The organism is Pseudescherichia sp. AS216, from assembly GCF_037152055.1.
GTDB lineage: Bacteria > Pseudomonadota > Gammaproteobacteria > Enterobacterales > Enterobacteriaceae > Pseudescherichia.
On sequence record NZ_JBBCMV010000001.1, the window covers coordinates 1,093,541 to 1,114,353 of the forward strand.

A 20,813-nucleotide genomic window follows, 5' to 3' on the forward strand; every position below is an offset into this window, starting at 1 on the left:
GCACAGTTGTAGGAAAAATTGCGCTACCTCAAATTAGCCCCTGGCGACTTAACTTAGACTTTCTCCTCTGAATTATTTTCGTGGTGTATATTTTCGCGGCAAAACGGTGGAGTAAGTGATGCTTAAGCGTTTCTTTATTACGGGTACCGATACGGCTGTCGGGAAGACAGTGGTCTCCCGCGCACTTCTGCAGGCGCTGGCAAACAGCGGCAGAAGCGTAGCCGGCTACAAACCAGTGGCGAAAGGGAGTAAAGAGACGCCTGAGGGCCTGCGCAACAAAGATGCGCTGGTGCTGCAAAACGTCTCGACCCTGGCGCTACCCTACGAGGCGGTGAACCCCATCGCCCTGAGCGAGGAAGAGAGCAGCGTGGCCCACAGCTGCCCCATTAACTATGGCCTGCTGTCCAAAGGGCTTGCACACCTGACTGACCGTGTCGATCACGTGGTGATCGAAGGCACCGGTGGCTGGCGCAGCCTGATGAACGATCTGCGTCCGCTCTCCGACTGGGTGGTGCAGGAGCAGCTGCCGGTGATTATGGTGGTGGGGATCCAGGAGGGCTGTATCAACCATGCTCTGCTGACCGCTCAGGCGATCGCCAGCGACGGCCTGCCGCTGATTGGCTGGGTCGCTAACCGTATCAACCCTGGCCTTGCCCACTATGCTGAGATCATTAACGTGCTGGGTAAAAAGATCCCCGCGCCGATGATCGGTGAGCTACCCTATCTGCCCCGCGCCGAGCAGCGCGACCTGGCGCACTATATCGACGTAACCCTGCTGACCCGAACGCTGATCGCCGATCGCGTGCTGGCCTAATCCGATGACTGCGGCTCGCTCCGGGAGCAGCACGCTGACGGCCGCGGCTAAATCGCCACCAGATTGCGCACGCCGTGGCTCTCCATCTCTTCGCCTCTGCCGCGCTGAACGATCGCTCCCCGGGACATCACCAGGTAGCTGTCCGCCAGCTCGGCGGCAAAGTCATAAAACTGCTCTACCAGCAGGATCGCCATGTCGCCGCGCGCGGCCAGGGTTTTAATTACCACGCCAATCTCCTTGATCACCGAGGGCTGGATCCCCTCCGTCGGTTCATCAAGGATCAGCAGCTGGGGCCGACAGGCCAGCGCCCGGCCAATGGCTAACTGCTGCTGTTGGCCGCCGGAGAGATCGCCCCCGCGCCGGTGCTTCATCTCCCGCAGCACCGGGAACAGGTCGTAGATCTCATCGGGAACCTGCCTGGCCTGCGAACCGGTAAAGCGCGCCAGGCCCATCAGCAGGTTCTCCTCAACCGTCAGCCGGGGAAAGATCTCCCGCCCCTGCGGCACATAGGCCATGCCGCTGCGCACCCGCTGGTGGGGTTTCTGCTGATTGATGGGCTTACCCTGCCAGCTAATGGTCCCGGACTTAGCCGGGATCAGTCCCATCAGGCACTTCAGCAGGGTAGTTTTCCCCACGCCGTTGCGCCCCAGCAGACAGGTCACCTCGCCAGGATGCGTCGCAAACGAGAGGCCGCGCAGGATATGGCTTCCGCCGTAGTATTGATGCAGTTCATTCACTTCCAGCATGTTAACGCCCCAGATAAACGTCAATAACCTGTTCATTCGCCTGCACGTCGCGCAGGGAACCCTCGGCCAGCACCTGGCCCTGGTGCAGCACCGTAACGTGATCGGCAATGGTATCGACAAAGCCCATATCGTGCTCCACCACCATCAGGGAGTGCTTGCCTGCCAGGGTGCGAAACAGTTCGGCGATATACTCGGTCTCGGCGTCCGTCAGCCCGGCGGCTGGCTCGTCGAGCAGCAGCAGGTGTGGCTCCTGTACCAGCAGCATGCCGATCTCCAGAAACTGCTTCTGGCCGTGGGAGAGCAGCCCCGCCTGACGCTGGCTCTGATTTGCCAGCCGCAGCAGCTCAAGAGTCTCATCGATGCGATCCCGCTGCTCGCCGCTGAGCGTCGCCCGCAGACTGGCCCAGACTGATTTGTCGGTTTTCAGGGCAATCTCCAGATTCTCCGCCACCGTCAGCGCCTCAAATACCGTCGGCTTCTGAAACTTGCGCCCGATGCCCGCGCGGGCAATCTCCACCGGGGAGAGCTGGGTCAGGTCGATATTTTGGTCGTAAACCACGCTGCCGCTGTCCGGGCGGGTCTTGCCGGTGATCACATCCATCAGCGTGGTTTTGCCTGCGCCGTTGGGGCCGATGATGCAGCGCAGCTCGCCAACGCCAATCGCCAGCGTCAGGTCGGTGAGGGCGCGGAAGCTGTCGAAGGAGACATTGATATTCTCCAGCATCAGCACCGGGTCGGTGGTCTCCCGGTAGCGATCCTGCGGCAGCGGCTGGGTAAAAAGGGTGTCAGTCATGCTTTCTCCGCTTCAGCAAACCAATAACGCCGCGCGGTAAAAACAGCGTGACGAGGATAAACATCAGGCCCAGGAAAAAGAGCCAGTACTCCGGGAAGGCCACGGTGAAGAAGCTCTTCGCTCCGTTGACGATGCCCGCGCCCAGCAGCGGCCCGATCAGCGTGCCGCGCCCGCCCAGCGCTACCCAGATGGCGGCTTCGATGGAGTTAGTGGGCGACATCTCGCTTGGGTTGATAATGCCTACCTGCGGCACGTAGAGCGCGCCGGCAAGGCCGCAGAGCACGGCGGAGAGCGTCCAGACAAAGAGCTTGAATCCCTGCGGATCGTAACCGCAAAACATCAGCCGGTTCTCGGCATCGCGCACCGCAGTTAGCACCCGGCCAAACTTGCTGCGCGCCAGCGCCATGCCAATGCCCAGCGCGGCGATCAGCAGCAGCACGGTGGCGATAAACAGGCCGATCCGCGTTCCGGTAGCGGTAACCGGGAAGCCGAGCAGGGTGGTAAAGCCGGTGAAGCCGTTGTTACCCCCGAAGCCGGTTTCATTGCGGAAGAAGAGCAGCATCCCGGCATAGGTCAGCGCCTGGGTCATGATCGAGAAGTAGACGTCTTTAATACGCGAGCGGAAGGCAAAGTAGCCAAACAGCAGCGCCAGCAGGCCCGGCAGCAGCACGATCAGGCACAGCGCCCAGGCAAAGTGCTGGGTGCCGGTCCAGAACCACGGCATCTCGCTCCACGAGAGAAAGGTCATAAAGGCCGGGAGGCCGTCGCCCGCCGCCTGGCGCATCAGGTACATGCCCATCGCGTAGCCGCCAAGCGCAAAGAACAGTCCGTGCCCCAGCGACAGCAGGCCAGCGTAGCCCCAGACCAGATCCAGCGCCACGGCAACGATGGCGTAGCAGAGGATCTTGCCCACCAGCGTCAGGGTGTAGGCGGACATCGCCAGGGGATGATCCTGCGGTAGCAGGGCCAAAAAAGGCAGGGCCAGCAGCAGGACGATAATGCCCAGCGTCAGGGTGCGCGTCAGAAGGGGCGCACGCTGCGCCAGCGTCAGGGTGATAGGTTGGCTCATCAGTCGATCACTCGCCCCTTGAATGCGAACAGCCCCTGCGGGCGTTTCTGAATAAACAGCACGATCAGTACCAGGATGGCGATTTTGCCCAGCACCGCGCCAATCTGCGGCTCTAGCAGCTTGTTGATGATGCCGAGGCCAAAGGCCGCCACCACCGTACCTGCCAGCTGGCCAACGCCACCCAGTACCACCACTAAAAATGAGTCGATGATATAGCCCTGGCCCAGCTCGGGGCCGACGTTGCCCAGCTGCGACAGCGCCACGCCCCCCAGCCCGGCGATGCCGGAGCCCAGCCCGAAGGCCAGCATATCGACCCGCCCGGTGGGTACGCCGCAGCAGTCGGCCATCCGCCGGTTCTGGGTCACCGCCCGCACGTTCATCCCTAGGCGGGTCTTGTTGAGCAGCAGCCAGGTGAGGGCCAGCACCAGCAGGACAAAGACGATCACCGCGATGCGGTTGTATGGGAGGATCAGGTTCGGCAGCACCGCCCAGCCGCCGGAGAGCCAGCCAGGGTTAGCCACCTCCAGGTTCTGCGCTCCGAAGAGCAGGCGCACCAGCTGGATCAGCATCAGGCTGATGCCCCAGGTCGCCAGCAGGGTCTCCAGCGGACGGCCATAGAGATGACGAATGATCAGCCGCTCCAGCGCCATGCCCATCGCGGCGGTAATGAAAAAGGCCACCGGCAGGGCGACAATGGGATAGAGGGCCAGCCACTGCGGGGCGAGGCGGGCAAAGAGATCCTGCACCAGCCAGGTGGCGTACGCCCCCAGCATCAGCATCTCGCCGTGGGCCATGTTGATCACCCCCAGCAGGCCGTAGGTAATGGCCAGCCCCAGAGCCGCCAGCAGCAGGATAGATCCCAGCGACAGGCCGCTGAAGGCCTGCCCCAGCCAGTCACCCCAGCGCAGACGCTGCTGGATCTGCTTCAGGCTGTCGGCGGCGGCGGCGCGCACGCTGGCGTCCGGCTCATTTTGTGGCTGGGTCAGCCGCTGAAGGCTGGCCTGGATCGGCGGAGCACTGCTTTCACCCAGCTGTTTAACCGCCTGCAGGCGCACCTGCGGATGTGCATCGGCGAGCTGGAGAGTGGCAACGGCCAGCAGCAGGGTCGCCTTTACTTCGTCATCCTCCTCCTGGGCCAGCCGCTGTTGCAGCAGCGGAAGCTGCTCTGCCGTGGCGTCGTTTTGCAGATTATGTGCGGCGGCAAGGCGCTGGGTACGATCCTCGCTGACCAGCTGGTGGGCGGCAAGCGCGTTAGCCACCAGGGTGCGGATGCGGTTGTTCATAAACAGTTTGCGCGGATTACCCTCCGGGGCCGCGTTGCCCTCCAGCGGCGTCAGGGTCTCTCCCGACAGGGTAAAGAGCTGGCCGCGCTTATCGACAACCACGTTCTCCTGGCGCAGCGCCTGGAGCAGGGGCAAACGCGACGCATCGGGTGCGGCGGACCAGGTTTGTAAAAGCTGCGCCTGCTGGGTGCGGCTGGCAGCGCCGTAGTCGCTTGCCGGTCCGGCAGAGGCCGTGCCGATGAACAGCAGGCAGCAGGCAAAGAAGAGGCCGAAGCGCGTGGCTATTTTCATGGTCGCTTATTCCGCTGATGGAGTCATTGCCCGGCAGCCCATGCCGCCGGGCGTCTGGGTTACTGCCCGGTGGATTTCACTGGCGTATCCGGCTTTTTATCGTTACCGGCGATAAACGGGCTCCACGGCTGGGCGCGAACCGGCTGTTCGGTCTGCCAGACGACGTTGAACTGGCCGTTATCTTCGATCTCGCCGATCATCACCGGTTTGTGCAGGTGATGGTTGGTTTTATCCATGGTCAGGGTGAAGCCGTCCGGCGCTTTATAGGTCTGTCCGGCCATCGCCGCGCGGACCTTATCCACGTCGGTAGTGCCCGCTTTCTCTACCGCCTGGGCCCACATGTGCAGCCCGACGTAGGTGGCCTCCATCGGATCGTTGGTCACCACGGTATCGGCGTTCGGCAGGTTATGCGCTTTGGCGTAGGCCTTGTAGTCAGCCACAAACTTAGCGTTGGTTGGATTATCGACGGATTCAAAGTAGTTCCATGCCGCCAGATGGCCCACCAGCGGCTTGGTGTCGATCCCGCGCAGCTCCTCTTCGCCCACCGAGAAGGCCACTACCGGCACGTCGGTGGCCTTGATGCTCTGGTTAGCCAGCTCCTTATAGAACGGCACGTTGGAGTCGCCGTTGATGGTGGAGACCACGGCGGTTTTGCCCTCGGCGGCGAACTTCTTGATGTTGGCGACGATGGTCTGGTAATCGCTGTGGCCAAACGGGGTGTAGACCTCTTCGATATCTTTATCCTGCACGCCTTTGCTGTGCAGGAAGGCACGCAGGATCTTGTTGGTGGTGCGCGGGTAGACGTAGTCGGTGCCCAGCAGGAAGAAGCGTTTGGCGCTGCCGCCGTCCTCGCTCATCAGATACTCCACCGCCGGTATCGCCTGCTGGTTAGGGGCCGCGCCGGTATAGAAGACGTTCGGTGACATCTCTTCGCCCTCGTACTGCACCGGATAGAAGAGCAGACCGTTCAGCTCCTCGAAGACCGGCAGCACCGATTTGCGCGACACCGAGGTCCAGCAGCCAAACACCGCCGCGACCTTATCCTGGGAGATGAGCTGGCGGGCTTTCTCGGCGAACAGCGGCCAGTTAGAGGCGGGATCGACCACCACCGGCTCCAGCTTTTTCCCCAGCACGCCGCCGTTGGCGTTGATCTCATCGATGGTCATCAGCGCGACGTTTTTCAGCGGCGTTTCGGAGATCGCCATGGTGCCGGAGAGCGAGTGCATGATGCCGACCTTGATGGTATCGGCGGCCCAGGCCTGCCAGGAGATCCCCATGCCGACCATGGTTGCGGAGAGGGCAAAGGCTTTAATTAACGAACGTCTTTTCATCATCAACCCCTAAAAGTGTAAGAGAATTATTGCGTTATATCTGCGATGAAACCGGCGATAGCCGCGATTGCTGAAGCCTGTGTAGTGTGATTTTTCTGACCACCGCTTTGCTCTGTAATATGTGGTCGGTCAGGATCCGCTGCGCCTCCTCTGTCTGCTGTGTCAAAATGGCGCGTAGAACGCGCCCGTGTTCTTGATAGGTCGCTGCCACCCGATCGTCCCGCGTAAAGTCGAGATGGCGAATAATGCGGATCTTCTCCGTCAGATCGATGTGAACGCGCGTCATCTCGCCGTTGCCCGTTGCCGCCACCAGCGCGGTATGGAACTGCTCGTCGTGGGGCGAGACCGCCAGCCCGTCTTCCAGCGGCGGGGCATCGACCCAAAACGCAATCAGCGGGGCGAGATGCTCGGCGCAGGTGCCGGGGGGCATTCCGCACAGGCGGCGAACCGCCTCGCGCTCTAGTACGATCCGCAGATCGTACAGCGCCTCAAACCAGGCGAAGTCGAACGGTTTCACCTGCCAGCCGCTGCGGGAGGCAACCTCGACGTAGCCCTCGTGCTCTAGCCAGTAGAGCGCCTGGCGCACCGGGGTTCGGCTGGCGGCCATCCGTCCGGCAACCTCGCTCTCGCTAAAGCGATCCCCCGGCATCAGCTGAAAAGTGAAAATCTCATTTTTCAGCGCGCGGTAGATGCGCTCCGCCAGCCCAGGCTTGCCGCTCATGCTCACGACTCAAGCCACAGCAGCGCGTCGCCGGGGCTTACCGGACGGCCAGGCTGGCAGCTGATACGCTTGATGCGGCCCGCCTGCGGAGCGTGGATCGCCAGCTCCATCTTCATCGCCTCGACAATCACCAGCGGCTGGCCTTCGATAACCTCATCGCCCGGCTGGACCAGCACCTTCCAGACGTTGCCGTTCATGTCGGCGTTCACCGCCAGCGCGCCGTCATCTATCTCTTCAGCCGCGGGCAGCACGATCTCCTCGGGCTGGGCCTGCTCATCCAGCTGCCAGCGGGCAACCTCTTCGCTAAAGGCGGTAGCCTGACGCTCACGGAACTGGGCAATCTCCGGTGCGTTTTGCGCAAGAAAACGCAGATGCTCGGCGTAGTCGAATACCGTCTCCTCGATGCGGATTGTGGCCCGGCCTTCGCGGAAATCATCCCGCAGGCGATCCAGCTCCTCCTCGCTGACCGGGTAGAAGCGAACCTGGTCAAAGAAGCGCAGCAGCCACGGCTCGTCCGGCTTGAACTGGCTGTTTTTCAGGAATTTGTTCCAGATAGGCAGGGTGCGGCCCACCAGCTGGTAGCCGCCGGGGGAGTCCATACCGTAGATGCACATATACATCCCGCCGATACCTACCGTGCCCTCGGCGGTGAAGGTGCGCGCCGGGTTATATTTCGAGCTCAGCAGACGGTGGCGCGGATCCACCGGGACGGCGCAGGGCGCACCCAGATAGACATCGCCGAGGCCGAGGATCAGGTAGCTGGCGTCGAAAATCGTGTCGCGCACCGCGTGACGATCCGCCAGGCCGTTAATGCGCTGAATAAAGTCAACGTTGTTGGGCAGCCATGGGGCGCTGGCCCGTACCGTGTCCTGGTAGCGGCTGACCGCACCAAGGGTGGCGCTGTCCTCAAAGGCCATCGGCATCCAGACGATGCGCGACGGCACCTTCATCTCGCTGACGTCTCCCAGGCGGCCTTCAATTTCCAGCAACATCTTCACCAGCGACGGCTGGCTGATAACAAGGCTGTCGTAGCGGATCTGCAGCGAGCGCACCCCAGGCGAAAGCTCTTTGATGCCCGGATGGGCCAGAGCCTGAAGCTGCTCCATCAGCAGGCTGACGCGCAGGCGCAGGGCCAGATCGAGAACGTTTTCGCCATACTCAATCAGGATGTAGTTATCGCCCGCCTGGCGATAGCAAATAGCGGGCGTCGTGCCGCTGGCCGGTAAAGAGACCAGCGCGGCGGCGGAGATCCCGTCTCGATCCGCCAGCGACGGGGTAGCAAACTCAGGTAGCGTTTCGGCAGGCTCCAGCGTCTCAACGATGCGGTGCTGGGCCTTCTCCAGCGCCACCGCCTCTTCAACGCTAATCGGGTAGAAGCGCAGGCGATCCCCTGGCTTCACCTGGCCTACCTTCCACAGCTCCGCTTTGGCGATGGTCACGGGACAGACAAAACCGCCGAGGCTGGGGCCGTCGCGGGTGAGGATCACCGGGAAGTCGCCGGTAAAGTTGATCGCACCGATGGCGTACTCGCAGTCGTGAACGTTAGACGGGTGCAGGCCCGCCTCGCCGCCGTCTGGCCGGGTCCAGGACGGCTTCGGCCCGCTCAGGCGCACGCCGAGACGGTTAGAGTTGTAGTGCACCTGCCACTCGCTGGCGAAGAACTCATCCATTGATTCCTGGGTGAAGAAGTCCGGTGCGCCGTGGGGGCCGTAGAGCACGCCGATGTGCCAGCTCTCTCCATACTCCGGGATCAGCCCGGCGGCCAGCGGCTGCGGATCCCGCTCTGGCGCAGGCGTGGTGCAGGCGGCCAGCGCAGGACGGGAGAGAGGCAGCAGGTCGGCCACCTTCAGCGTGCGTCCGGCGTGGCCGCCAAACTGTCCGAGAGCAAAGGTCGCCCGGCTGCCGAGATAGCAGGGCACATCGATACCGTTGCGCACCGCAAGATAGGTGCGACACCCGGACTGGGCGCGGCCCAGCACCAGCGTCTGTCCGGCCTTTACCGCCACCGGCTGCCAGTACGCCACCGGCTGGCCGTCAAGCTCGGCATGACAGTCGGCCCCCGTCAGGGCAATGGTGGTGTCGCTGTGAAACAGCAGCGTCGGGCCTTGCAGGGTAAACTCCAGCCCGGCGGCGGAGGCGTGGTTGCCGACGATGCGGTTAGCCAGGCGGAAGGCAAAATCGTCCATCGGGCCCGAGGGCGGGACGCCGACGTCCCAGTAGCCCGGACGACCAGGGTAATCCTGAACGCTGCTCCATGTACCGGGTTGTAATACCTCAATGGCCGCCATCGACGGGGTAAAGGTATCGAGCATCCGCGTCCAGACGCGGCCCTGAACAAAGGCCTCGCTAGCGACGATCTGCCGCAGGTAGTCAAGGTTAGTGGCGATGCCGTGCAGCTGGGTGGCGTCCAGCGCCTCGCGCAGCGTAAGCAGGGCCGCCTCGCGCGTATCCGCATGGACGATCAGCTTGGCGATCATTGGATCGTAGAAGGCGGAGACCTCGCTGCCGGTGGTGACGCCGCTGTCGACGCGTACGTTCTCCGGGAAGCTCACGTGGGTCAGCACGCCAGGGCTCGGCTGGAAATTCTTCAGCGGATTTTCGGCATACAGCCGCACCTCAATCGCCGCGCCCTGCGGTGGGCGCTGGAGCCGTGCCCAGTCGATGGTATCTCCGGCGGCAACGCGCAGCATGCACTCCACCAGGTCGAGACCGGTAACGGACTCAGTGACCGGGTGCTCTACCTGTAGGCGGGTGTTGACCTCAAGAAAGTAGAACGCATCCTGCCCGGCGTCATAGATGTACTCCACCGTGCCCGCGCTGCGGTAGTTAACCAGCTTGCCCAGCTCAACGGCGGAGGCGAGCAGCGCAGAGCGGGTCGCCTGCGGTAGCCCCGGCGCAGGCGTCTCTTCCACCACCTTCTGATTGCGGCGTTGCAGAGAGCAGTCGCGCTCCCCGAGGGCCACGACGTTGCCGTTACCATCGCCGAAGATCTGCACCTCGACGTGGCGGGCGCGATCGATGCAGCGTTCAATAAACACGCCTGCATCGCTGAAGAACTGCTCGCCCAGACGGCGGACGCTCTCCCACGCCAGCTGCAACGCCTCGCCGTCGGCGCAGCGGGTCAAGCCTATCCCGCCGCCGCCCGCGGTGCTTTTCAACATCACCGGGTAGCCAATCTGCTGCGCGGCCAGCAGCGCCTCGTCGAGGCTGTTCAGCAGACCCGTCCCCGGCGTCATCGGCACGCCAGCCTGCGCGGCCAGCTCCCGTGCCCGGTGTTTGAGGCCAAACTCACCAATCTGCTGCGCCGTGGGGCCAACAAAGACAATGCCCGCCTGCTCGCAGGCGTCGGCAAAGGCCAGGCTCTCAGAGAGAAAACCGTAGCCGGGCCAGATAGCCTGCGCGCCGCTTTGTTTAGCGGCATCAATAATGCTGTCGATGCGCAGATAACTGTCGCTGGCCTTCTCTCCGCCGAGCGGCAGGGCGATATCTGCCGCTTTGACGTGTTCGGCGTTTTTATCCGCATCGGAATAGACGGCGATGCTCACGATCCCCAGACGGCGCAGGGTGCGGATGGCGCGGCAGGCGATTTCGCCCCGGTTGGCAATCAGTACGCGATCAAACATGCTGCATCTCCTTGCTGGCGAGCCAGTTCCGCCAGCCTTTGTAAGCCGTAATGTCCTGCGCGTCGCCGAGCGCCGCACCCTCACAGATAAAGCCTTTCACCCAGCGGCCATCCGCCAGCTCCAGAGAGCCGATCCCCAGCGGGGCCGGGATCTCGGCAACAAATTCCCCGAAGCGCGCCAGCGGGATATCCCACAGCTCAACCTGAATAGATTCGCCGCTGCTGGCCCGGGCCAGGCCCGGCTTTGCCGGTTGGGTATTAGCCAGGGCGTAGAGGCGGTAGCAGGAGGCGGTTTCACTGGCCTCCACAAACACCGCCTTACGGTTAATCAGCTGGTGGTTAAGCGGCATGCCGCGCAGATGCGCCCCGACGACCGCAACACGCACGTGATCCTGTGAGAGAGGCAGAGCTTGGCCTGCGGGGAGTCGGCTGCCAGTTGCCCCCAGGGGCAGGCCGCTCTGCGCCTGCCAGCGAATGCCGAAGCTGGCTAAGGCGCGATCGTGCCAGGCGGGGGCGAGCAGGGTGATCCCGGCGGGCAGTCCGTCGGCGCGGAACGGCGCGGGCAGGGCCAGGGCGCTGAGATCGGCCAGGTTGGTAAAGTTGGTATAGGTGCCAAACTCCGAGTTGTAGCGGATCGGCTCCTGCTGCATCTCGTCTTTGCTGCGGATGGTGGGTGAGGTAGGCACGACCAGCGCGTCGACTTCGGCAAGGGCCTGCTGAATGTTGCGGGCCAGTTCGGCGCGCAGGTACTCAGCTTTGTAGGCTTCTACCGCGCTAAAGCGGCTACCCCCGGCAATAATCTGATATACCGTGGGATCCATCTCCTCCGGGCGGTCGATGATCTCTCCTACGGCAGCGGTGCGCTCGGCAACCCACGGCCCCTGATAGAGCTGGGCGGCCAGCTCGGCGAACGGTGTGAAATCGATGGTTTTCAGCGTTACGCCACAGGCGCGGAGCTGCTCCAGGGCGCGCTCCCACGCCTCTTCGGCCTGGGCGTCGCCAAAGAATTGCAGCGTGTCGGGAATGGCAAACAGCGGGCGCTCAGGCAGCGCGGCGGGCGCGGTGGCCGGTGCGCGGCGCGAGTAGGCGTCACGGGCGTCGTAGCCTGCCGCCGCCTCGGCAACGGTCCAGGCATCGCTGACGGTGAGAGCAAACACCGATACGGTATCGTTAAGGCGGCAGGCTGGAACCACGCCGCTGGCGGAGAACCAGCCTTTAGTCGGTTTCAACCCGATGATGTTATTGAAACCGGCGGGCACCCGGCCGGAGCCTGCGGTATCGGTTCCCAGGGAGAAGGGGACCAGACCGCGGGCCACTGCCGATGCCGAGCCAGAGCTGGAGCCGCCGCTCACATAGTCCGGATTAAAACTGTTGCTCACCGCGCCCCACGGGGAACGGGTGCCTACCAGTCCAGTAGCAAACTGATCGAGATTGGTCTTGCCAATGACAATGGCCCCGGCGGCTTTAAGCTGCGCAACCGTAGTCGCATCCTGCTCGGCGATATAGCGAAACGCCGGGCAGGCCGCCGTGGTCGGAAATCCGGCGACGTCGATGTTATCTTTTACCGCGAAAGGGATGCCATACAGCGGCAGCGCCGCCGGGTTTTGCTGATAGCGGGGCGTTAACGCTGCCAGCTGGGCGGCGATCTGCTCGGGCGTGGCAAGGGTGATCCAGGCATTGTCGTCAGCAGAGAGGGTTGCCAGGTGCGCCGTCAGCAGAGATAAAACCTCGCCGTGCTGCTGCTGGATCTGCTGCTGCCAACCGCTCAGGGTCTGGCCGGTCATTGTTGTCATAGTGAGCAATTCCATCTGGTATACAAGATGGAATTCAAATAGCAAGCGGCGTGCCAGTTTTTAATCTATTGTTAATTAATAACATTTTAATAATGTGCCGTGGCGCGCAGGTTAGGGTTGCACCCGGCCTGCGCAGCGTTGAACAAAAAAGGTGCGCGCGGTCACGGTGCGAGGACGTGGGTAATACAAAGGGATGATGTTACATAAATTACTGAATTTGCTAAGATGCTTTAATAAGGTGCAACGGGTGGGAAATTTATGAAAAAGTTAATGATGCTGGCAGCCGTCACGGCAGTGCTGGCCGGATGCGATGACGGCAAAGCGCCGGTGTCGTTTACGCCGGAGATGGCCAGCTTCTCCAATGAGTTTGACTTTGACCCACTGCGTGGCCCGGTGAAAGACTTTAGCCAGACGCTGCTCAACGATAAGGGAGAAGTCTCTAAACGCGTAACCGGCACGCTCTCGCAGGAGGGCTGTTTTGATACGCTGGAGCTTCAGGATGTGGATAACAACACCGGGCTGGCGCTGGTGCTGAATGCCAACTTCTATGTCGATGCCGTGACCCATGAAAAGCGCCTGCGCTTGCAGGGTAAGTGCCAGCTGGCCGAATTCCTGTCGGCGGGCGTGACCTGGGATACGGATGAGAAGGGCTTTGTGGTGCTTGCGCGTGGCAAGGAGCTGCAGATTAACTACAAGTACGATGCGGAAGGGTATCCGCTTGGCAAATCGACCACCAGTAAAGAGATGCATCTGTCCGTGGAATCAACGCCCTCAACGGACAGACGTAAGAAGCTCGACTATACCGGCGTCAGTACGCTGAACGATAAGCCTATCGGCAGCGTGAAGCAGGCCTGCGAATACGATCGTCATGACAACCCGGTGAGCTGCTCCCTGACGATCGTAGATGAAAGCGTAACCCCTGCCGTTGAGCATAAGTACGCGATCAAAAATACCATTGCCTACTACTGAGATTAACGTCCGATTGGCCGCCCGGTGCGGCGGTCAAGGCAGCGCAGGGTATTCTCTTCCCAATAGGCGTTGAGGTTAGCGCTCTGCTGGCAGTTATCGCGAGCATCATAAGCCACGTCGGCCTTATCAAACTCTTTCTCCACGCGGGTGTTCACCTTGTGGCGCAGGTTACGCGTATCGTTCCACTGCTCTTTTTCCATTGTGGCCTGCTGGCGACTCTGGGCGCTGTCGCCGGACTCAATGATAAGCTTGTTTGTATCGGCGTTGGCTGTGGCACTCATCATGCCCGCACCCAGCGTCAGCATGGCCGCCACGCAGAGGCGTTTACTAAAGGTCATGTTCATTGTTATTCCTTGGTTCGATAGAGAAGACGTGGTGCTCGCCTCCCGTTATTCTACACCATTCTTCTGAAACGATATAAGGCCGTTGCCCGTAATGTTTACCACCGCCATGCTCCATACCACGCTGCTCTTTTTTATTACCGCGCTGTGCGAAATTCTCGGCTGCTTCCTGCCGTGGCTGTGGCTCAAGCGGGGAGCCAGCCCGCTGCTGCTTATCCCGGCCGGAGTGGCGCTGGCGGCCTTTGTTTGGCTGTTAACTCTGCATCCGGCCGCCAGCGGCCGGGTCTACGCGGCCTACGGTGGGGTCTACGTCTGCACCGCGCTGATCTGGCTGCGGGTGGTGGATGGCGTCAGGCTCAGCGTTTATGACTGGCTCGGCGCGCTGGTGGCGCTCTGCGGTATGCTGATTATCGTGGCAGGATGGGGGCGCGCATAGCGCCTTTTTTTGTGATCCAGCGAAGGTTTTGTGATTATCATACTTGTATGGTAGTAGCTCAGTTGCGTAGATTCTCTCCATCACAACCGAGATGTAAAGGATCAGAAGATGAAGATTGTAGGGGCTGAAGTATTTGTTACCTGTCCGGGGCGCAATTTTGTCACCCTCAAAATTACCACCGACGAGGGGATTGTCGGTCTGGGCGATGCCACGCTAAACGGACGCGAGCTCTCCGTGGCGTCCTATCTTAAGGATCACCTCTGTCCGCAGCTGATTGGCCGCGACGCACACCGCATCGAAGATATCTGGCAGTTCTTCTATAAGGGCGCTTACTGGCGTCGTGGTCCGGTCACCATGTCCGCTATCTCGGCTATCGACATGGCACTGTGGGATATCAAAGCCAAGGCAGCCAATATGCCGCTCTATCAGCTGCTGGGCGGTGCCTCTCGTGAAGGGGTGATGGTTTACTGCCACACCACCGGTCACAGCATTGATGACGTGCTGGAAGATTACGCCCGCCATAAAGAGATGGGGTTCAAAGCTATTCGCGTTCAGTGCGGCGTGCCGGGCATGAAAACCACCTACGGCATGTCTAAAGGCAAAGGCCTGGCCTACGAGCCGGCTACTAAAGGTCAGTGGCCGGAAGAGCAGCTCTGGTCAACGGAGAAGTATCTCGACTTTACGCCGAAGCTGTTTGATGCGGTGCGCAGCAAGTTTGGCTTTAACGAGCATCTGCTCCACGATATGCACCACCGCCTGACCCCGATTGAGGCGGCGCGTTTTGGCAAGAGCATAGAAGAGTTCCGTATGTTCTGGATGGAGGATCCGACCCCAGCCGAGAACCAGGCCTGCTTCCGCTTAATTCGCCAGCACACCGTAACCCCCATCGCGGTAGGTGAGGTCTTTAACAGCATCTGGGACTGTAAGCAGCTCATTGAAGAGCAGCTGATCGACTATATCCGCACCACCATTACCCATGCGGGCGGCATCACCGGCATGCGCCGTATCGCTGATTTCGCCTCGCTCTACCAGGTACGTACCGGCTCCCACGGCCCGTCGGATCTCTCGCCGATCTGCCACGCGGCGGCGCTGCATTTCGACCTGTGGGTACCGAACTTTGGCGTGCAGGAGTACATGGGCTATTCCGAGCAGATGCTGGAGGTCTTCCCGCACAGCTGGACCTTTGACAACGGTTATATGCACCCAGGCGAGAAGCCCGGCCTCGGCATTGAGTTCGATGAGAAGCTGGCCGCGAAATACCCCTACGACCCTGCCTACCTGCCGGTCGCCCGCCTCGAAGACGGCACCCTGTGGAACTGGTAATTTTAATCACACCGGCAATACGTTAATTAACCCTATACCCTACATAGGTACATATTATGGTGAGTTCAGTTGATATTAAAAACGGCGTAGATAACAAGCCGATTATTCGCCGGGTTGCCTCTGCCTCGGCAATTGGTACAGCGGCTGAATATTATGATTTCTTCGCCTACGGTACTGCTGCGGTGCTCTTTTTTGGGCACCTGTTTTTCCCAAGTAGCGATCCGCTTATTAGCACACTGGCGGCATTTGCTACCTACGCAGTGGGATTTTTAGCACGACCGCTAGGAGGGATAGTATTCGGGCATATTGGCGATAAGGTTGGTCGTAAGAAAGCGCTGGTTATTACAATCCTGATTGTAGGCCTGGGCACGTTCTGTATCGGGCTCTTACCGACCTATGAAAAAATTGGGGTCTGGGCTCCGGTGTTACTTATTTTAATTCGCGTTCTGCAAGGGTTTGGCGTTGGTGGTGAACAGGCCGGGGCAGTACTGATGACGGCAGAATACTCAGAGCCGAAACATCGCGGCTTCTTTGCCAGCTGGGTGCAGATTGGCGCGCCGGTAGGCTTCCTGCTGCCGTTAGCGTTGTTTGCGCTACTCAACGCAACACTCTCTCCGGAAGCGATGATGGACTATGGCTGGCGCATTCCTTTCTTATTAAGCCTGTTACTGGTTATTGTTGGCCTGTTTATTCGTCTTAAAATCGATGAATCACCGGTCTTCGCCCAAATACGTGAAACCAAAGCCGAAGAGTCGCGTCCGCTGGTGGAAGTGATCCGCGATTTCCCAGGGATCGTCGTAAAAGGGGTCTGCGCCAAGCTGATTGAAGCCTGCACATTCGCCATGTTTACCGTCATCGTGCTGGCCTACGGTAAGGCTAATAATCTCGATGCCAATATTTTAATGGAAACCATGATTGTCGCGGTCATTCTGGAAATCTTTGCCATACCGTTGATGGGATCCCTGTGCGATAAAATTGGCCGCAAGCCGGTCTATATTATGGGTGCACTGCTGCAGATTATTATGATTGTCCCGTTCTTCCTTGCGATTAATCAGGATAGTTTCTGGTTAACCCAACTGGTGATGATCCTCGTACTTAGCGTAGGGCACAGCATGTGCTATGCACCTCAAGCTTCCTATTTTCCTGAACTTTTCCCAACGCATATTCGCTGCAGCGGTATCGCCTTAATCTGGCAGATGGGGTCACTCATCGGGAGCGGGATCCTCGGGTTAGTTGCAGTCAAGATTTTGCAGGTTACGGATGGTCACTACTATGGGTTGGCGACCTATGTGGTTGTTCTGGGTGTCATCTCTGTTATTGGTCTACTCATGATGCCCGAAACGGCACCGCAGCGGTTAAAACGCGAATATCAGCAGTGGCAAAAACATTAATCTAGTTTCTGACTTCGTTTGGCGGCAAGGATGCCGCCTGTCACATAACTTTCCTATGATGTCATACCAATTGCCAAAAGCTTAATTCAGGTCAAAGCATACAACCATACAAGCGTTACTCTCGATGGGTCCTGATCTCATTAAACCATAGGTCATATAATGCAAAACACGCTCTTAACGGCAAAGGCTGCGTTGCCAGGCTACGATCGCACCACACTGGTTCCCCGTATCGTCCATTTAGGTTTTGGTGCATTTCACCGCGCCCACCAGGGGGTCTACACGGATATCCTGGCGGCAGAGCACAACAGCGACTGGGGATATTGCGAGGTCAACCTGATCGGCGGCGAGCAGCAGATTGCCGATCTTAAGCAGCAGGATAATCTCTATACCGTAGCGGAGATGTCTGCCGACGCATGGACGGCGCGCGTGGTCGGGGTGGTGAAACGCGCTCTGCACGCGCAGGTCGACGGTCTGGAAACCGTATTTGCCGCACTCTGTGAGCCGCAGGTGGCGATTGTCTCTCTGACGATCACCGAGAAAGGCTACTGCCACGCGCCCGCCACCGGTGAGCTGATGCTGGATCATCCATTGATCGTCGCCGATCTGCAAAACCCACAGCAGCCGAAATCCGCCCCGGGCGTTATCGTTGAAGCGCTGGCTCGCCGTAAAGCCGCTGGCCTGCCAGCCTTTACCGTGATGTCCTGCGATAACATGCCGGAAAACGGTCACGTTGTGCGCAACGTGGTCTGCGCCTACGCCCGGGCGGTGAACGCTGAGCTTGGCGAGTGGATCGCGCAAAACGTCACCTTCCCGTCTACTATGGTAGACCGTATTGTTCCAGCCGTAACGGCCGATACGCTCGACAAAATCGAACAGCTGACCGGGGTACGCGATCCGGCAGGCGTGGCCTGCGAGCCGTTCCGTCAGTGGGTGATCGAGGATAACTTTGTTGCCGGACGCCCGGAATGGGAAAAAGCAGGCGCGGAGCTGGTTGCCGACGTAGTGCCGTTTGAAGAGATGAAGCTGAGAATGCTCAACGGCAGCCACTCGTTCCTGGCGTACCTCGGCTATTTAGCGGGTTACCAGCACATCAACGAGTGCATGGAAGACGAAAACTATCGCCGCGCTGCGCATACGTTGATGCTAAACGAGCAGGCTCCGACGCTGAAGGTGAAGGGCGTCGATCTGGCTCACTATGCCGATCAGCTGATTGCCCGCTACAGCAACCCGGCGCTGCGCCACCGCACCTGGCAGATCGCCATGGACGGCAGCCAGAAGCTGCCCCAGCGAATGCTGGATTCCGTGCGCTGGCATCTGGTGCACAACAGCGACTTCTCCCTGCTGGCGTTGGGCGTGGCGGGCTGGATGCGCTACGTTGGCGGCGTAGATGAGCAAGGGCAGGCGATTGAGGTCAGCGATCCGCTGCTGTCTACTATTCAGCAGGCGGTTAACGGCAGTGAAGAGGGCGAATCCCGCGTGATGGCGCTGCTGGGCATCGAGGCGATCTTTGGCAAAGAGCTGCCGCAGGAGCGTGCCTTCGTGGAACAGGTTCAGCAGGCTTATCAGCAGCTGCTGGCGAAGGGGGCGAAAGCCACCGTCGCGCAGTACGCTCAACGTTAATCAAAAGCAGTTTTCATAGTGCAATGCCGGTCGATTAATAGCGATCGGCATTTTTCTTTGATTTTCTTGCCTCTAAGAATTTCCTAATGCGTTATTTATCAAATTATTAACGGCTGTTGCTACTGAGCCTTTTTTGTCATTTGCCGTGTGGCGGTATATGGCTGCTGAGTGACCTGTCTGTCTTCTTCCTCCGATATCCTACCCAGCTCTTAAGCCCTCTCTTCACCTTTGGCCTGCTTCTGAAAGGAATAATCTGCTTACATCCTGCCGGTGCAGCCAGTCAGGCGGTCAGGGTATAGATCCGCTTTATTTTGCTTAAACGGATCATGAATTTTGCACAACCGAATAACCGTTCAGCTTCCCGTTGAGGGGCTGCTTTTCTGGAAACTCTCTGGCCGTGAGGCGATGTCTGAGTTGTTCGCCCTAAAGCTGACCGTGCTCGGCACCGATGCTCGTCTGGATCGCAGCACGCTGCTGGGCCAGCCGGTGACCATCACCATCCCGGCGCAGAACCCGCTGTCGCCGCGCTATATCAACGGCAAAATCACTAAGGCTGGCGTGAGTGCGGTAGAGCTGGCCGGCACGCGCTACGCGGAGTACGAGTTGACCGTCGAGCCAGATCTGTGGCCGATGAAGCGTGACCGCAACCTGCGTATTTTCCAGAGCCAGACGGTGCCGCACATCATCGCCACCCTGCTGGGCGAGTTTGATGTCAGCGTGGAAAACAGACTCACCGGCAGCTACCGGGTGTGGAACTACTGCGTACAGTATCAGGAGAGCAGCTTCGCGTTTATTAGCCGCCTGATGGAGCTGGAGGGTATTGCTTACCATTTCCGTCACGAGGTAGACAGGCACACGCTGGTGCTGACGGATGCAGCTGTGCAGCATCAACCTTTCAGCGGTTATGAAATTATCCCCTACCATGTGACGCCGTCGGGCGGCAGCACGGACGAAGAGGGTATCGGCAAATGGGCACTGGAAGACAGCGTGACGCCGGGGCTCTACAGCCTGGACGACTACGACTTCCGCAAGCCGAACGCATGGATGCTCCAGGCGCAGCAGAACCCGACCTCGCCGCAGCCGGGGAGCATCGATGTCTATGACTGGCCGGGGCGCTTTGTTGAGCAGGGGCACGGCGAGTTTTATGCCCGCATCCGCCAGGAGCGATGGCAGGTAGAGCACCGGCAAATAAATGCCACCGCCACGGCTATGGGTATTGCACCGGGAAATACCTTCACCCTGAGCGATGCGCCGTTCTTCAGCGACAACGGCGAGTACCTGACCACCTCCGCACTCTATGAGTTTGTGGAGAACCGTTACGCCAGCGGATCTGAAGATGACACCGTTCACTCTACCGAGTTTACGGTCATCCCGTCGTCGGTGGTGTTCCGCCCGGCACAGACCACCCCGTGGCCGCGTACCTATGGCCCGCAGACCGCAAAGGTGGTGGGACCAGAGGGCGAGAGCATTTGGACGGACAGATACGGCCGGGTGAAGGTAAAGTTCCACTGGGACCGGCTGGCGAAGGGGGATGATACCAGCTCGTGCTGGGTGCGCGTCTCCAGCGCGTGGGCAGGCCAGGGCTATGGCGGGGTGCAGATCCCGCGCGTGGGCGATGAGGTGGTGGTGGATTTTATCAACGGCGATCCGGACCGGCCATTAGTCACCGGCAGGGTGTACAACGAGGCGAGCATGCCCCCGTGGACACTCCCGGCAGCTGCGACGCAGATGGGATTCATGAGCCGTACCAAGGATGGCTCTGCGGATAACGCCAACGTTCTGCGCTTTGAGGACAGGGCGGGAGAGGAGCAGGTGTGGATCCAGGCCGAGCGCAATATGGACACCCATGTCAAAAATGATGAGACGCACAGCGTTAATGGCGCACGCAGCCACTACGTGCGCAAAAACGAACTGCACCGCGTTGAGGCTAACCAGACTCAGGCAGTGAAAGGGGAAACCGAGATCCTGACCGGCAAAGGCAAGCTGGATGCTGCCGTTGAGCAGTATGTTATTGCTTCAGGTACGAAGCTGCGTCTGGTATCCGGTGAGAGTGCTATTGAGCTGAACGCCAACGGTCAGATTAACCTGATCGGCAAAGAGTTTAATCTCTTTGTTGAGGGGGAAGGGTACATCACTACCGGCAGCAAGATTCACCTCAATGTATCCGGCACACAGCCAGGAACTATCGCCCCCGGTGCAGGACATAAACGTAATATCGAGGCGGCGGTACAGGCGAAGTTTAGGTCGGGAAAGGGGAGTTAAGGTGTGCT

Annotated in this window: 16 protein-coding genes; 7 read left to right on the forward strand and 9 right to left on the reverse strand. The window is 60.0% G+C overall.

Annotated elements, in window-relative coordinates:
- The first annotated feature begins 118 nt into the window (after positions 1-118).
- A complete protein-coding gene (gene bioD / locus WFN61_RS05370) occupies positions 119-814 on the forward strand; it encodes a dethiobiotin synthase (RefSeq protein WP_312927600.1) in 696 nt (231 codons plus the stop codon).
- 47 nt (positions 815-861) lie between these two features.
- Here the strand turns inward: bioD and urtE are convergent, their stop codons facing one another.
- The 8 genes from urtE to atzF are packed head-to-tail and all read right to left on the reverse strand — an operon-like array spanning position 862 to position 12,463.
- Entirely contained in the window at positions 862-1,560 is a 699-nt protein-coding gene (gene urtE / locus WFN61_RS05375; RefSeq protein WP_312178065.1) for an urea ABC transporter ATP-binding subunit UrtE, read from the reverse strand.
- Position 1,561: 1 nt separating this feature from the next.
- The gene (gene urtD, locus WFN61_RS05380; RefSeq protein WP_144811685.1) at positions 1,562-2,353 is read right to left on the reverse strand and encodes an urea ABC transporter ATP-binding protein UrtD; all 792 of its coding nucleotides are present in this window, start codon (positions 2,351-2,353) and stop codon (positions 1,562-1,564) included.
- Complete coding sequence (gene urtC, locus WFN61_RS05385) at positions 2,346-3,422, reverse strand: urea ABC transporter permease subunit UrtC (RefSeq protein WP_337038049.1); 1,077 nt, start codon at positions 3,420-3,422, stop codon at positions 2,346-2,348. The genes urtD and urtC overlap by 8 nt, the downstream gene beginning before the upstream one ends.
- Positions 3,422-4,996, reverse strand: a complete 1,575-nt coding sequence (gene urtB / locus WFN61_RS05390; RefSeq protein WP_337038051.1) for an urea ABC transporter permease subunit UrtB — start codon at positions 4,994-4,996, stop codon at positions 3,422-3,424. Before urtB ends, urtC begins: the two co-directional genes overlap by 1 nt.
- A 59-nt stretch (positions 4,997-5,055) precedes the next feature.
- Positions 5,056-6,327, reverse strand: a complete 1,272-nt coding sequence (gene urtA / locus WFN61_RS05395; protein WP_337038103.1) for an urea ABC transporter substrate-binding protein — start codon at positions 6,325-6,327, stop codon at positions 5,056-5,058.
- A gap of 34 nt (positions 6,328-6,361) precedes the next feature.
- Positions 6,362-7,048: a GntR family transcriptional regulator gene (locus WFN61_RS05400; RefSeq protein ID WP_257757485.1), complete on the reverse strand. Its 687-nt coding sequence runs from the start codon at positions 7,046-7,048 to the stop codon at positions 6,362-6,364.
- A gap of 2 nt (positions 7,049-7,050) precedes the next feature.
- Positions 7,051-10,671 (reverse strand): urea carboxylase, encoded by a 3,621-nt coding sequence (uca, locus tag WFN61_RS05405; protein ID WP_337038053.1) that lies wholly within the window; start codon positions 10,669-10,671, stop codon positions 7,051-7,053.
- Positions 10,664-12,463, reverse strand: coding sequence for an allophanate hydrolase (gene atzF / locus WFN61_RS05410; protein ID WP_337038054.1), 1,800 nt, complete (start codon positions 12,461-12,463; stop codon positions 10,664-10,666). The genes uca and atzF overlap by 8 nt, the downstream gene beginning before the upstream one ends.
- A 258-nt stretch (positions 12,464-12,721) precedes the next feature.
- On the opposite strand from atzF, the gene WFN61_RS05415 reads away from it, so the two are divergent.
- Entirely contained in the window at positions 12,722-13,432 is a 711-nt protein-coding gene (locus WFN61_RS05415; protein ID WP_312928623.1) for a YnfC family lipoprotein, read from the forward strand.
- Positions 13,433-13,434: 2 nt separating this feature from the next.
- Here WFN61_RS05415 and WFN61_RS05420 read toward each other — a convergent pair whose 3' ends face one another.
- On the reverse strand, positions 13,435-13,776 hold the full coding sequence (locus tag WFN61_RS05420; RefSeq protein ID WP_144811666.1) for a DUF1283 family protein: 342 nt from the start codon (positions 13,774-13,776) through the stop codon (positions 13,435-13,437).
- A gap of 106 nt (positions 13,777-13,882) precedes the next feature.
- On the opposite strand from WFN61_RS05420, the gene WFN61_RS05425 reads away from it, so the two are divergent.
- From WFN61_RS05425 to WFN61_RS05445, 5 genes are all read left to right on the forward strand, one after another.
- Positions 13,883-14,209, forward strand: coding sequence for a YnfA family protein (locus tag WFN61_RS05425; protein WP_312178072.1), 327 nt, complete (start codon positions 13,883-13,885; stop codon positions 14,207-14,209).
- A gap of 108 nt (positions 14,210-14,317) precedes the next feature.
- Positions 14,318-15,532, forward strand: coding sequence for a starvation-sensing protein RspA (gene rspA / locus WFN61_RS05430; RefSeq protein ID WP_042393601.1), 1,215 nt, complete (start codon positions 14,318-14,320; stop codon positions 15,530-15,532).
- A gap of 56 nt (positions 15,533-15,588) precedes the next feature.
- On the forward strand, positions 15,589-16,923 hold the full coding sequence (locus WFN61_RS05435) for an MFS transporter (RefSeq protein WP_257757490.1): 1,335 nt from the start codon (positions 15,589-15,591) through the stop codon (positions 16,921-16,923).
- A gap of 159 nt (positions 16,924-17,082) precedes the next feature.
- The gene (locus WFN61_RS05440) at positions 17,083-18,543 is read left to right on the forward strand and encodes a mannitol dehydrogenase family protein (protein ID WP_337038057.1); all 1,461 of its coding nucleotides are present in this window, start codon (positions 17,083-17,085) and stop codon (positions 18,541-18,543) included.
- 333 nt (positions 18,544-18,876) lie between these two features.
- Positions 18,877-20,805: a type VI secretion system Vgr family protein gene (locus WFN61_RS05445; protein ID WP_337038059.1), complete on the forward strand. Its 1,929-nt coding sequence runs from the start codon at positions 18,877-18,879 to the stop codon at positions 20,803-20,805.
- Positions 20,806-20,813: the final 8 nt, after the last annotated feature.